The sequence below is a fragment of the Solibacillus sp. FSL W7-1324 genome (assembly GCF_038008025.1).
Lineage (GTDB): Bacteria > Bacillota > Bacilli > Bacillales_A > Planococcaceae > Solibacillus.
In genome coordinates this window covers 203,831-217,500 of sequence record NZ_JBBOYH010000001.1, presented here as the reverse complement: position 1 = coordinate 217,500, position 13,670 = coordinate 203,831, and the positions used below count along the sequence as shown (strand labels likewise).

Annotated in this window: 14 protein-coding genes (1 of these 14 cut by a window edge); 6 read left to right on the top strand and 8 right to left on the bottom strand. The window is 37.9% G+C overall.

The window, feature by feature from the left end; genetic code table 11:
* Positions 1-1,226: the 3' portion of a carboxypeptidase M32 gene (locus MKY71_RS01060; protein ID WP_340731288.1), read on the top strand. Its footprint begins 262 nt before the window's first position; the window shows 1,226 of its 1,488 coding nt (coding positions 263-1,488); the start codon falls outside the window, past its left edge; it ends in the stop codon at positions 1,224-1,226.
* Positions 1,227-1,644: 418 nt separating this feature from the next.
* Here MKY71_RS01060 and MKY71_RS01055 read toward each other — a convergent pair whose 3' ends face one another.
* A complete protein-coding gene (locus tag MKY71_RS01055; RefSeq protein ID WP_340731287.1) occupies positions 1,645-2,259 on the bottom strand; it encodes an NUDIX hydrolase in 615 nt (204 codons plus the stop codon).
* A gap of 139 nt (positions 2,260-2,398) precedes the next feature.
* On the opposite strand from MKY71_RS01055, the gene MKY71_RS01050 reads away from it, so the two are divergent.
* Genes MKY71_RS01050 through MKY71_RS01040 form a run of 3 tightly spaced genes read left to right on the top strand, consistent with a single transcriptional unit; the run spans position 2,399 to position 4,904 of the window.
* The gene (locus tag MKY71_RS01050) at positions 2,399-3,376 is read left to right on the top strand and encodes an ABC transporter substrate-binding protein (RefSeq protein WP_340731285.1); all 978 of its coding nucleotides are present in this window, start codon (positions 2,399-2,401) and stop codon (positions 3,374-3,376) included.
* Entirely contained in the window at positions 3,377-4,120 is a 744-nt protein-coding gene (locus MKY71_RS01045) for an ABC transporter ATP-binding protein (protein WP_340731284.1), read from the top strand.
* The gene (locus tag MKY71_RS01040; protein ID WP_008407537.1) at positions 4,110-4,904 is read left to right on the top strand and encodes an ABC transporter permease; all 795 of its coding nucleotides are present in this window, start codon (positions 4,110-4,112) and stop codon (positions 4,902-4,904) included. The genes MKY71_RS01045 and MKY71_RS01040 overlap by 11 nt, the downstream gene beginning before the upstream one ends.
* 149 nt (positions 4,905-5,053) lie before the next feature.
* On the opposite strand, the gene MKY71_RS01035 is transcribed toward MKY71_RS01040, so the two are convergent.
* On the bottom strand, positions 5,054-6,184 hold the full coding sequence (locus MKY71_RS01035; protein WP_340731283.1) for a DUF418 domain-containing protein: 1,131 nt from the start codon (positions 6,182-6,184) through the stop codon (positions 5,054-5,056).
* 312 nt (positions 6,185-6,496) lie between these two features.
* On the opposite strand from MKY71_RS01035, the gene MKY71_RS01030 reads away from it, so the two are divergent.
* The gene (locus MKY71_RS01030; RefSeq protein ID WP_340731282.1) at positions 6,497-7,081 is read left to right on the top strand and encodes a helix-turn-helix domain-containing protein; all 585 of its coding nucleotides are present in this window, start codon (positions 6,497-6,499) and stop codon (positions 7,079-7,081) included.
* 70 nt (positions 7,082-7,151) lie between these two features.
* Here the strand turns inward: MKY71_RS01030 and dacB are convergent, their stop codons facing one another.
* Together dacB and MKY71_RS01020 are read right to left on the bottom strand one after the other, a co-directional pair.
* Positions 7,152-8,546: a D-alanyl-D-alanine carboxypeptidase/D-alanyl-D-alanine endopeptidase gene (dacB, locus tag MKY71_RS01025; RefSeq protein ID WP_340731281.1), complete on the bottom strand. Its 1,395-nt coding sequence runs from the start codon at positions 8,544-8,546 to the stop codon at positions 7,152-7,154.
* 320 nt (positions 8,547-8,866) lie between these two features.
* Entirely contained in the window at positions 8,867-9,604 is a 738-nt protein-coding gene (locus MKY71_RS01020) for an SDR family NAD(P)-dependent oxidoreductase (RefSeq protein ID WP_340731280.1), read from the bottom strand.
* Between the two features lie 199 nt (positions 9,605-9,803).
* Between MKY71_RS01020 and MKY71_RS01015 the strand changes: the two genes are divergently transcribed.
* Positions 9,804-10,406, top strand: coding sequence for a TetR/AcrR family transcriptional regulator (locus MKY71_RS01015; RefSeq protein ID WP_340731279.1), 603 nt, complete (start codon positions 9,804-9,806; stop codon positions 10,404-10,406).
* Between the two features lie 192 nt (positions 10,407-10,598).
* On the opposite strand, the gene MKY71_RS01010 is transcribed toward MKY71_RS01015, so the two are convergent.
* From MKY71_RS01010 to MKY71_RS00995, 4 genes are all read right to left on the bottom strand, one after another.
* Positions 10,599-11,360: an amino acid ABC transporter ATP-binding protein gene (locus MKY71_RS01010; RefSeq protein WP_340731278.1), complete on the bottom strand. Its 762-nt coding sequence runs from the start codon at positions 11,358-11,360 to the stop codon at positions 10,599-10,601.
* Complete coding sequence (locus MKY71_RS01005) at positions 11,357-12,040, bottom strand: amino acid ABC transporter permease (RefSeq protein ID WP_079523279.1); 684 nt, start codon at positions 12,038-12,040, stop codon at positions 11,357-11,359. The genes MKY71_RS01010 and MKY71_RS01005 overlap by 4 nt, the downstream gene beginning before the upstream one ends.
* A gap of 76 nt (positions 12,041-12,116) precedes the next feature.
* The gene (locus tag MKY71_RS01000; RefSeq protein ID WP_340731277.1) at positions 12,117-12,953 is read right to left on the bottom strand and encodes a transporter substrate-binding domain-containing protein; all 837 of its coding nucleotides are present in this window, start codon (positions 12,951-12,953) and stop codon (positions 12,117-12,119) included.
* Complete coding sequence (locus tag MKY71_RS00995; protein ID WP_340731276.1) at positions 12,954-13,478, bottom strand: thioredoxin domain-containing protein; 525 nt, start codon at positions 13,476-13,478, stop codon at positions 12,954-12,956.
* Between the last annotated feature and the right edge of the window lie 192 nt (positions 13,479-13,670).

The window sequence follows — 13,670 nt, the reverse complement described above, 5'->3', positions numbered from 1 at the left end:
CTAAAAAGATACCAGCTGAAGAATTTAAAGCTTATACGATTTTAAAAGCAAAATCGGAAGCAGCTTGGGAAGAGGCAAAAGAAAAGTCGGATTTTCAGATTTTCCTGCCGTACTTAAAAGAAGTAATCGATTATCAGAAGCGGTTTGTTCAGTACTGGGGTATTAAAAATGGTTCTGCCTATAATACATTATTGGATAAATATGAACCGAATATGACGACGGATACGCTTGACGAGTTATTCGGTGAGCTGAAGGCAACAATCGTTCCTTTAGTAAAGGCTATTGGTGAATCAAAAAACAAACCGGATACTTCTCTATTATTTAAACACTTCCCGAAAAGCGGACAACATGCTGCCTCACTGGAATTATTGAAACAGCTTGGCTACGACTTTGAAGCTGGCCGTTTAGATGAAACGGTCCATCCGTTCATGATCGGTTTAAACAGCGGAGATATTCGGATTACGACAAAGTATGATGAAAATGATTTCCGTTCTGCTGTTTTTGGCACAATTCATGAATGCGGACATGCTTTATATGAACAAAATATTGATGCTTCATTAAACGGCCTGCCATTATCTACAGGTGCTTCAATGGGAATTCATGAATCTCAATCACTGTTTTATGAAAATATTATCGGACGGAACGAAAGCTTCTGGAAACATCATTACGCTATTTTACAAAAGCATTCTCCGGAACAATTTGGGGACGTACCGGCTGATGAATTTTTAAAAGCGATCAATTTCTCAGAGCCTTCGTTAATACGGATTGAGGCAGACGAGCTTACTTACCCGCTTCATATTATGATTCGCTATGAAATTGAGCGAGAGATTTTCAATGGGGACTTACAGGCGGAAGACTTACCGCGCGTTTGGAATGAAAAATACGAAGAATATTTAGGGATACGTCCACAAAATGATGCAGAAGGTGTACTGCAAGATATGCACTGGAGTGACGGCAGCTTTGGCTACTTCCCAAGCTACGCGCTAGGCTTCATGTATGCGGCGCAATGGAAACATGCAATGGATCAGGACATTCCAAACTTCGATGAGCTTTGCGAACGCGGAGAATTAGCTCCTATTAAAGATTGGCTAACGAATAAAGTCCATCAGTTCGGTGCATTGAAAAAGCCGAATGAGTTAATTATGGAAGGTACCGGTGAACCGCTTTCCGCAAAATACTTGGCCGACTACTTACAGAATAAATATACAAAGCTTTATAATCTGTAGTTTTATAAGCGAACCTTTTCTTATAAAGGTTTGCTTTTTTCATTAAAAAAACCCGCTACATTTAATATGCGGCGGGTGATTACGGACTTATGAAAATATTTTTTGCAGCAGTTGATATCCTAAACCTTTAAATGCGATATCTAAAGCTGAAGCTATCACAATCACTACAACTACTCCTATATAAAGCATCTTTTTCCCTTTCATAAATGCCTCCTGATTCTCTGATTGATAAGATTCCCTGTTCTCTGTACTGCTTTGTTTAAGCTATATACAATTCTTTGTTTCTTCGCGTCTCTCTTAGGACAATACACTGATTTTACCATAGCATTTGCATATTTTCCCTCTTCATTAAATTTATTCGTCATTAATAGAAAGCATAGTAAAAGGCGTCTCCCCGGTAATGAGAAGGCGCCTAATCTTATTTTAACTTTTCAATAAAGTGCTTTAATAATCGTGCAGTTAAACCCCAGATTGTGTACTTTCCATATTCATAAAACCATTCTTCCATTCGGCTTGCACGCCACTCGTAATTTTCGCCATTTGCAATTTTATCATACGGAAAATCAATCGGTGGCTTCGGTTCAACCGGGACATAATGTACATACGGTTCATGTGTAAGCAACCAGTTTAACGGAACAGTAAACAGTTCCTCGACTTCATCCTTATTAAATGTGTTCAGTTCCGACTGCTCGATGATCCCGATAAATGGATAAACAACAAAAGCCGGTGATATAACAAACGGACTGAGATGGCCTATTAATTCAATTGACTGTTGATCGATTCCGAGCTCTTCATGTGTTTCCCGAAGTGCTGCAGCGAGCGGCGATTCATCTGTCTCATCAATCTTCCCGCCCGGAAAACTAATATCGCCAGGCTGTTTGCGCATTGTTAACGCACGCACCTCAAACAAAATATGCCACTCACCCTGTTTTTTTACAAGCGGAATAAGCACGGCCGACCGAAAAGCAGTGTCTTCCCCTAAAAACAGAGGCTGCGGTTTTGCAAGCTGTCCTTTCAGATGATTTAAATCCATATCCTTCTCCACCTTACTAAATAATTATCTTTATCGTACCATGACCGCCTCACATGGTGAAACGGAAATGTCGAAGTAACACCTCTCACCGCTTAACTGCATACGATACAACAACACTATTAGAGAAAAGGATGACCAAATGAAATGGCTTAGAACTGCCCTTTTCGTTGGGCTTTTACTGTTGTTGGTCGGCTGTGGACAGAAGGATTTACAGGAAGTAAAAGTAGGAGAAGTAACGCGTTCTATTTTCTATGCTCCTCTTTATGCAGCGATTGAAGAAGGTTTTTTTGAAGAAGAAGGATTATCGATTGAACTGTCAACGATTCCCGGCGGTGACAAAACAATGACCGCGCTTTTATCGGACGGCATTGATATTGCCTTAATTGGAGCTGAAACTTCGGTTTATGTATCAGGGCAAAATCCGAATGATAAAGTCATTAACTTTGCACAGCTAACGCAAACAGACGGAACATTTTTAGTGGCGCGTGATCAGAATGTCGACTTCAGCTGGGACGGTTTAAAAGGCAGCACGTTTTTAGGTCAGCGTGTTGGTGGGATGCCGCAAATGGCCGGTGAATTTGTACTGAAAAAACAAGGGATTGACCCGCACAACGATTTAACATTGATTCAAAATATCGATTTTGCCAATATTGCAAACGCCTTTGCTTCAGGTACAGGTGACTATGTACAACTTTTCGAACCGACTGCAAGCATTTTTGAACAGCAAGGCATCGGAAAAATCGTCGCTTCATTCGGCGAAGAGCTTGGCGCCATTCCATATACGGTATTTATGGCGAAAGAAAGTACATTCTCGGAAAAAGAAATGATGGATAGCTTTACGAAAGCCCTTTATAAAGCACAAAAGTGGGTGTACGAAGCATCGAGTGCTGACGTGGCAAAAGCGATTGCCCCTTACTTTGAAGATACAGACCAAAAAATTATTGAGCAGGTTGTGACGCGTTACCGTGATCAGGAATCTTATGCAAAAGATCCGATTATCGATGAAGACGAATTCCAAAATCTACTTGATGTAATGACCGAAGCAGGCGTACTGGAGTTTGAGCCAGCTTACAAAGATTTAGTAAACCGGTCATTTGCCGATGCGGTTGTGAAGTAAATGACTTATTTGGAAGTAAAACATGTTACCCATCATTTCTTCAAAGAACAGCAAGTGGCAACAGCTCTTGAAGATGTGAATTTCACAGTTGCTTCAGGAGAATTCGTTTCCTTTTTAGGCCCGAGCGGCTGCGGGAAATCCACATTGCTTTCTTTGCTGGCAGGCTTATTGAAACCGACGACCGGTTCGATTAATTTTGCTGAGCCCGATGTTGAAATCGGCTATATGCTTCAACAGGATTTCTTGTTCCCATGGAAAACAATTGAGGATAATGTCGCACTCGGTCTGACACTGCAAAAAAGGAAAAACCGTGAAATCATTGACGAACTGCTCGAACAATTTGAATTGGCCCATACGAAAAAACTTTACCCAACGCAGCTTTCCGGGGGGATGCGCCAACGTATCGCCCTTGCCCGAACACTTGCCGTAAAACCAACATTACTTTTACTTGATGAACCGTTTTCTGCGCTCGATTTTCGTTCCAAATTGTCACTTGAAAACTTTGTATCGAATACATTGAAGCAATTTTCAACGACGACCATTTTGGTGACGCATGATATTAGCGAAGCCATTGCGATGAGTGATAAGGTATTTATCTTTAGCCCTCGTCCGGGATCGATTGTAAAAAGCTTTATCATCCCACAGGAAATTCGCGAACTGACACCATTCGAAGCAAGAAATGCCCCTGCTTTCCAAGTACTATTCCAGGAAATATGGAAGGAGCTTGATTCGGATGAATATTGAACAGTTGCAGCAGCAATATAACGAAAAGCGGCGACGTGAAAAACGAAAAATTTTCTCTTTCCAACTAATGCTCCTTGTCGGTCTTCTTCTATTTTGGGAAATTACGACCCATTTCCGTATATTGGACCCGCTGATTTTCAGCAGCCCACGCGCAGTGGGAAGCCTGTTTATTACAAAAATAACGGATGGCAGTTTATTTCCTCATATTGCGATTACGATGTTTGAAACCGTTGTCGGCTTTATATTAGGAACCCTTTTTGGAACATTGCTTGCAATCTCGCTATGGTCCTCCAAAACATTTGCCAATGTGATGGACCCCTATCTTGTCGTATTGAATGCAATGCCTAAAGTCGCAATTGGACCGATGATTCTCGTGGTTTTCGGACCGAATATGCTCGCAGTTCTCGTAATGGGTGTGCTCATTTCGGTTATTATTTCGACCATCGTTATTTTTTCCGCATTTCAGCAAGTAAACGAAAACTATATTAAAGTCATGCAGCTTTTCAGGGCATCCAAATATGAAACATTTCGGCATGTTATTCTTCCTGCCTCTACCCCGACGATTATTTCTACTTTAAAGGTAAACGTCGGCTTATCATGGGTTGGGGTTATTGTCGGGGAATTTTTAGTATCATCAAGCGGCCTCGGTTATCTGATTATTTCCGGGTTCCAAGTATTTAACTTTACGTTAGTATTCTTGGCGCTTCTCATCATTATTGTATTGGCAACGATTATGTATAAAGGCGTTGAACTGATTGAACGAAAGGTATTGGAAAAGCAGTGATTAGTGAGTTGAAAAAGTCGCCAGGGCAAATTGAAAAACATCCATTTTCCTCTGGGGGGAGAAAAGTGGATGTTTTTGTACTTTTTAGAGAGGTTGCGGGCTAAAAGAAAAAAAGTTCTTCTTGTGGGCCTGGCGTGCTCCTGCTTCTATTAACTACGACCATACCTCAAATAAACAAATTTACGCAGTAACCATTCGACCGGTCCAATTGAAAAGCGTTTTGTATAAATTCCTGAAATATAAAGCTGCAAGATGTACACTACGATTGCCAACAGTAATCCAACCGCTACACCTAGCTTTCCAAAGAGGCCAAATCCATATCCGTAGAAAATTGATGTAAATATAATAGATTGCATTAAATAATTGGTTAGTGATAAACGTCCCATACTGACAAATGCTTGTGCAAGCTTCGTTTCATGCTTCGCTAAATAAATTAGTGTAAATAAAGCAATATAGCCAATCGCCAGTAAATATGTTCCCGTACCATAAATCAATTTTCCTGCAAAATGATTCCAATATAAGAATGACTTACACACCAAGCCTAGTGGAACAAGCAACGCTAAACGTTTTAAAAGCTTTGTTCTTAACCTAATATGTGTAAAGAAATCCTTCTTCGCTGCTGCCATCCCCAACAACACAAAAGGACCAATTGTGAAAAAGGCCAACAACACAATAAAACCAAGTGCAATTGGTAATCCGATTAAGAAGAAGATTAATGGAACCTCTTCTGTTAAACCGATCCGTTGTTGCACAACTTCCCAATAGGTTCCATTCGCTAAAACGGCCGTTGATTCTTCTAATCCAGCAAGCAACAACACATCCGTTTTCAATATTAAAAGCGGGATCATCAGCACTGCTAATACAGACGCCCAAATAAGCAAAGTTTTCACCTTACGCTTAATGAACGATATGATAATGATAAGACCTGCACCATATGTCAATAGAATATCGCCGTCCCATACAAATGTAATATGTAAGCTTCCTAAAATTATTAACCCTATCACCCTGCGCCATAAAGGACCGAGCGTCTTCAAGTCTCGATTTTCCAACGCACGCACAAATAAAATAATTCCGTATCCAAATAAAAATCCAAAAATCGGATAAAACGATGCCTCTATAAATATTTTTGTGAAATAAAATGCCGCATTATCCCACCATGTTGTAGGCTCAATTGTATTTATCGTTATATCTCCATATTGGAAATACAGCATATTAGCAATCAAGATACCCAGTAAAGAAAATCCTCTTAATGCATCCAATGCTTCAATTCTGTTCTTCATCTTACACCTCCTAATAATTTCTACGGATTGAGGTCAAGGAAGTTTCAAAATTACTTGCTTAGTATAGTAATAAATTTGTATTGCCCTTTAGCTCCGCTTATTTCCAATTAATTTTCTGCTGTAAAAGCTATTTGGCACTCCATCATGAATAAGAGATTTTTAATAATCACTACGAAAATAAGGTTCCTTTATTATTTATTTTACATTCGGTATTAAGAATTCAGCTGTTGGTCGTTCACATCCCAACTCTACGCTCCGTTTGTTGCGAATCAGCTTCATTCCTTTTATGCTAAAACAGTAGGAGGGAAACGAATGGATAATGAAAAAATTGGCCAATTAATTTATACATTGCGCAAGGGAAAAGGGATGACGCAAAAGCAAGTAGCAGATGCACTGTTTTTATCGGACCGCACCATTTCAAAATGGGAAAGAGGGATCGGCTGTCCTGATATAACACTTCTCCCTCAGCTTGCTGCCCTCTTCGATATTCCAATAGAAAATTTACTGACAGGTGAAATAAATCAAAATGATTTGGTAGGAGGCAATATGAAAAATTCAAGCTATTATGTATGCCCAAGCTGCTCGAATATCGGGTTAGCAACTGGGAATTTTACCGTTTCGTGCTGCGGACGGAAATTGGAGCCGTTAGCAGCTGTAAAAGCAACGGACGAACAAAAATTAAAAGTAGAGGAAATCGATATGCAATGGTCCATTTCAGCAGACCACCCCATGACGAAAGACCATTACGTATCATTTATCGCACTGGCAACAGGGGATCAGATTCAATTGTACAAGCAGTTCCCTGAATGGGCTTTGCAGGCAACAGTCCCGCGTAAAAAACACGGGAAACTAATTTGGTTCGATACACGTGACGGATTATTTTACCAGTATATTTAATTCTTAATAAACAGTCTCCAACTATTAGTCAGCAGCTAATAGTTGGAGACTGTTTCTTTGCGCTCAATGGTTACACTATTTCAATAATTACCTTCAACCCTTCATCCAAAAACGGAATTCCCTCTTCCCTACCTTCAAGCATAATCGAGAAAATATAATCTCTCCCGCTTTTTCCCGTCACATAGCCTGACAATGTATTCACTTCATGGATATAGCCTGTTTTGGCGAAAATTTGCTGTTGCAGTTGCGGCTCTAAAAAGCGGTCTTTTAACGTCCCGCCAACCAGTCTGTTTGTATTTCCTCCAACAGGCAAGGATTCGAAAAAGTTCTCGAAATACGGTTCTTTTTGCAGCTTATACAATAGCTCGGATATACCATTTGAGTGCAGACGGTTATGATGTGACAGGCCAGAACCATCAGCGAATTGCCATGTCGCAAAATCGATATGCAGCTTTTCCAAATAAGCTCGCACTACTTTTAGGCCATGCACGTAATCGCCTATTCCATGCTTTTGTTTCCCCATCGTTTTCAGGAAAATATCGGCGATGCTGTTATTGCTTAGTTTCATAAATATAGAAAACATCTCTGCAATTGGACGAGACTCGTGCGTGTGGATTAGCTTGGCATGCTTTGGCGTCGTGCCGCTTGCAATGGCATCTTCCTGTTCAAAGCGGATGCCTGCATCTTTGCATAGTTCTTTGAAAAACAGCAATGTGTTTTTTGTAGGATCCTGGTGGGACACCCATACTTTCGCCGTTTCTCCTTCTGGTAGTTCACCGGTAATCACGATATGATTTGTATTATTAATTCGGCGGATTTCTAATGTATTTTCAGCATTTTTATCTACTGTTTTCCCTTCATTAGAAATTTGCAGACCACTTAAATGCGGGATGACATTAAACATCGGCTTTTCCCCGATATTTCCCGAAGCTGCCTCGACGATAATTGTGCTCGCATCAAAATCATCATTCGGTGACATCGTAATAGGCGAAATACGTGCACCGTAATAATGCGTTTCCCCTTCATCATCAACACCAGGAGGCAATGTTTCACCCGAAAAATATGTATCATCCCCGATTAACTTACCTTTCACATGTCGGATGCCGTATTCCCGCAAAACTTTTACAAAATGCTTAAGTGTCGCTTCATTTATTGTCGGATCACCGTAACCCTTCACGTAAATATCCCCGTTTAACGTGTGGTCCTCAACATTTCCGTCGATAAAAATTTCTGTTTTAAATCGGTAGTCCAGTCCAAGCTCCGAAATTGCAGCTGCCCCTGTAAGAATTTTCATGTTGGATGCAGGACGCATTAAATGCTCCCCTCGATATGTATACAGAATCTCTCCAGAAGTTTTGTCCCGTAGCGTAAAAGTTGCCTTGTCCTTCCCTAAAATTGTCTCCACTACCTGTTCCAATTTCGTGATTGTATCGCTATTTAAGTTCTTCTCTTGAATCTCCTCCATACTTTGCCCCCTAAATTGTTAGAATTTACTGTAAATTTATTCTAACAGAAATATTTATTTACGGTTAGCACGAATTAAAGTAGGCGAGATTTTCTAATATAAATGAAAATGTTCTAATATATTTTTATTTGTTCTAATAAAACTGTGATGTTCTAAAAAATCATTCCAATGTTCTAAAAAGTGTTCGCTTTGTTCTAATATTCCTTTAGCATTTGCTAATATCGACAACACTTTTTCTAATATCCCGCTTAACTTTTCTAATAAAAACAGCCCACACAAAAAGCGCACTTCCAAATTGAAAGTGCGCTTTGAATCAAAAATTATTGGGCTGTATATCCACCATCAACTGTTAAGCTGTTGCCAGTCATGAATGAAGAATCGTCACTTGCCATAAATAATACAGCTTTTGCCATTTCTTCTGCTTGTCCAAGACGTTTCATTGGTGTCATTGAAGCTAATGCCTGTTTGCTTTCTTCCGGAATAATCGGTGTGTCAATGAAGCCTGGGCATAGTGAGTTCACACGAATATTCTGCTCTGCATATTCAAGTGCAAGTGAGCGTGTTAAGTTAATAACCCCACCTTTCGCTGCATTGTATGCTGCCGACCCCGGTGAACCAACCCAGCCATACATAGAAGCGGTATTGATGATTGACCCCCCGCCAAATTTCAGCATTTCACGGATCGCTTCACGCGCTACCAAGAATACACCATCCAAGTCTACATTAACTGTGTTGCGCCATTCAGCATATTCCAGTTCATGTGAGGGGAAAACACGGCCGATGCCGGCATTGTTAAATACGACATCCACTTTTCCAAATGCTTCAATTGTTTGTTTGAATATATTTGCTACTTCTTCTTCACTTGTAATATTTGCTTTAACAAATAATGCGTCCGCGTTAAGCTCTTTTAATTCTGCTTCGAAAGCTGTACCTTTTTCTTCATTTAAATCAACTAATACGACTTTAGCACCTTCAGAGACAAATAATTTTGCTGTAGCTGCACCAATACCTGACGCACCACCAGTGATGACTGCTACTTTACCTTGTAATTTTCCCATCTTTTATTCCTCCTATATAATGAGTCATCGAAAACATACACATTTAAGTTAAATTGAACAGAAATAGCAGAAATATGTGCATTTTCTTTATATTTCAATTTTAACAATTTCAATAAATACATCAATCATTAGAATAATGTAAAATGTATAATAAGTAGACACTTACTATTATTTTGTCTTTTTACATGGAGGGAATATCGTGGAAAATGGTACATCCAAAAGAAAAAACCGAACAAAAGAACATTTAAAGTTGGCGTTAATTGACCTTATCAAAAAGAAAGGCTACCATGCGATTACCGTAAAGGATATTGTCGATCATGCTTCTTACAATCGCAGTACATTTTATGTACATTATCAGGATAAAATTCAATTGGCAGAGGATCTACTTGAAACAATGTTTGCGGGATTGGAAGAATCTGTTGGGAAACCGTATTCTCCTGGCCAAAAAGTATATACGACAAAACTAAGTGAACCCTCTTTTAATATTATTTCTTACATTTATGATAATCGAAATTTCTTTGAACTGATTAAATACGATGATACATTAACAGGCTTACATACAAAATTTCCTCAAACGATATTAAAAATATACGAGGAGCAGTTTATATTTCAAACAATCAATAATATCCCGGTAAATATGGATTACTTTAAACGTTATACTGCATACGGATTTTACGGACTTATTCAAAATTGGATTAACAGCAATTTTAAAGAATCCAAAGTAGAGTTTATAGAAGAAGTCATTGCTTTATCCCAAACACATATTTATTCACTGGAGTTTGTGGGAAAACAAAAACGTTAACCGGTTTGAGGTAAAACAGGTAATAGGATAATTAGCGAAACGGGATCATTACCGTGGATAACATTCAGTTGCTTTAGAAAAATTATTGTTCAATTAAAGCCATTAACCTCTCAAAAAACCGATATGTAAATCCGTTTTTCAATTTATCATATCGGTTTTCATTTTATTACGTCATTACATAGGATACTGAATTTAAATGCCATCTCCATCAAAATTATGAAGCGTTAAGTAATTTTTTAAAAAGCGTTTTGTTCGTTCGTTTTGCGGGTTCTCGAAAATCTCTTCCGGAGTTCCCTCCTCAATAATATGTCCATCTGCCATGAAAATCACGCGATCTGCTACCTCTTTTGCAAACTCCATTTCGTGAGTTACAACAATCATAGTTCGACCTTGTTTAATAACTGCCTTCATTACGTTTAATACTTCTTCTACAAGCTCTGGATCTAGTGATGAAGTCGGCTCATCAAATAAGATTACATATGGATCAAGTGCAAGTGCTCTGGCTATGCCAACTCGCTGCTGTTGCCCCCCTGAAAGTGCTACAGGATAATTAAGTTCTTTCCCTTTCAGTCCAACCTCTGCTAGTATTTCATATGCTATTTGTTCAGCCTGGTTTTTGGGGATTTTCTTAGTTAGACGCAATGGCTCAGATACATTATGTAAAGCCGTTTTATTTTTGAATAAATTATAGTTTTGAAATACCATTCCCGTTTTTCCACGTAACTTCACTACTTGGGATTTTTGATATTTCTCTAAATTCACTTCTTCGCTATCAATCTGAATAATACCCCTTTCTGGCTTTTCCAAAAAATTTAAGCACCGTAAAAACGTAGATTTTCCTGACCCCGAAGGACCGATAATAGCTAGTACCTCACCATCTTTTAACTCTACGTCAATTCCTTTTAATATCTCAGTGCTTCCATAGCTTTTATGCAAATTTTGAATTTTAATCATTTCGTTGCCTCCTTTCTATAGGGACGCTCTACATAATTTTCAAGTTTTGATTGTAAGTATGCTAATATTACGGTGATAGCCCAATAAATTAAACCAACTGTTAAATAGGCTTCTAGAAATTTATAAGTAACAGCTGATTCTAATTTTGCCCGAGCAAGCATATCTATAACACCAATCGTAAAAGCTAATGAAGTTTCTTTAATCATCATAATGTAATAATTTCCGGATGACGGAATTGCTACACGTAATACTTGTGGCAAAATAACCGTACGTAATCCTTGCCACTTTGTCATGTTTACAGCATCACATGCTTCAAATTGGCCTTTATCGACTGCTAAAAATGCCGAACGAAATACTTCAGATAAATATGCTGCATTTTTAACACTTAACGCAAAAATAACAGCTGTAATAGCATCTAATGAGTTAAAGCTAGGGAATAATTGTGGCATTCCAAAATAGAAAATAAAAATTTGAATAAGCGTTGGAACCCCTCGGAAGTATGAAATAATAACAACTAAAATCTGATAAATAACCGGAACTTTAAAATTAATAATTACTGCAAATATTAGACCAATAATAACCGCTAATATAAATGAAAGAGTTCCCATGTACAAAACAATTGGTAAATACTCAATGATCCTAGGAAAAATATCAATCATATAGCCAAAATCAAAATTCACAAAACCCCTCTTTTCTATTAAAATAAAAATCACAGAAGGCTGTTCAGAGATTACTCTGGACAGCCTACATTAAAAATTATTTATGTGGAATTGTAACGTCAATTGCACTCCACTTATCTGATAACTCTTTTAATGTGCCATTCTCTTGAAGCTTTTGAATTTCTGCACTAAACGCCTCTAAAAACTCTTTGTTTTCTTCAGAGCGTACAAATGGGAAGCCATAATCAAAGTTAACTAAATATTCTTCACCATAAATTTTTAATGGTAAACCTTCATCACGAATACGAGATGCTGCAGTAATTTTCACATCAATAAATGCATCTAATCGACCTAAAGCCACTTCATTATATGTTCCGCTAACATCTTGATATGGTGTAATAATAATCTCACCACCATTTTCTTCATTCCATTTCTCTAAAAATTGATGCAAGTTATTTCCTAATAAAACACCAACTTTTTTACCCTTTAAGTCTTCAATACTGTTAATACTATTATTATCTTCATGAACTACTAGAGTAGCACCTGAATAAGCGTAAGGAGTTGAAAAATCATATTTTGCACGCCGTTCTTCTGTCATTGCAATTAAATTGGATACCGTATCAATTTTTCCAGCATCAAGCATACCAAAGATACCCGAAAACTCAGCAAACTCCCATTTTATTTCATACCCTAAAGCTTCGCCAACTTTTTCTAATACTTCCACGTCATAACCTTGCGCTTTGCCGTCTTCATCCACAGAAATAAAAGGAGGATAGATTCCTGATGAACCAACAACTAAGACGTCTTTTTTCCCGCTATCAGTATTTGTTTCTTTTGCCGTTGAATCCGTTCCATCCTCATCACTACAAGCAGCTAAAAGTAATATGAAAGTACTTAATAAAAATAGAAATGATAATTTCTTTATACTCTGCATTTAAACTTCCGCCTTTTCTAGTTCTTTATCTATAATTTCCACTAACTCTTCTGCAAAAATCTCACGTGGATATTGGAATTCCAATTCATTGATGAATACAGTTGGCACCATTTTCACATTACGTTCAATTGCCTCAGCAGTAATTAGTAAGCTACGGTCAATATTTGAAAATTCTTCTTTTAAGTTATATTTTTCTTCAATGTATTTCTTTATTTCAAAACTTGAATACTTATCCCATGTTGCCTGATTCTTAAATAGCTCACTAATAATTTCTAATGTTCTTTCTGGATTAGAATAATCTAAATTTGCATTGATTAGCGTTCCAGGCAATAGCATTTCACGTGGCTTATCATAATGCTTTACTACTAATGCTACCTTCTTTTCTGTGAAATACTTTGGTAGCGTATTATCAACTAAATCATAAAACGTAGCACAGTACGGACAAGCGTAATTTAAAAACACTTCAATTTTTACAGGTGCGTCCACATCACCAAGTACTAAATAATCATTTTTAATTTTTGTCATTTTACCCACCCTTATACTTTCTATGAATATTCTAAAAATTCAACATCCTTATTGTATACTATCTTTATTGGAATTGTAAATGATGTTGTGGAAAAGTTAGGAAAGTTTATAAGCTATAAAGATGATAAATAATAATTACTAGTACAGGTTATTTTTTTCGGATAGCCCTTCCAATAAAAAAACTAACCCCAT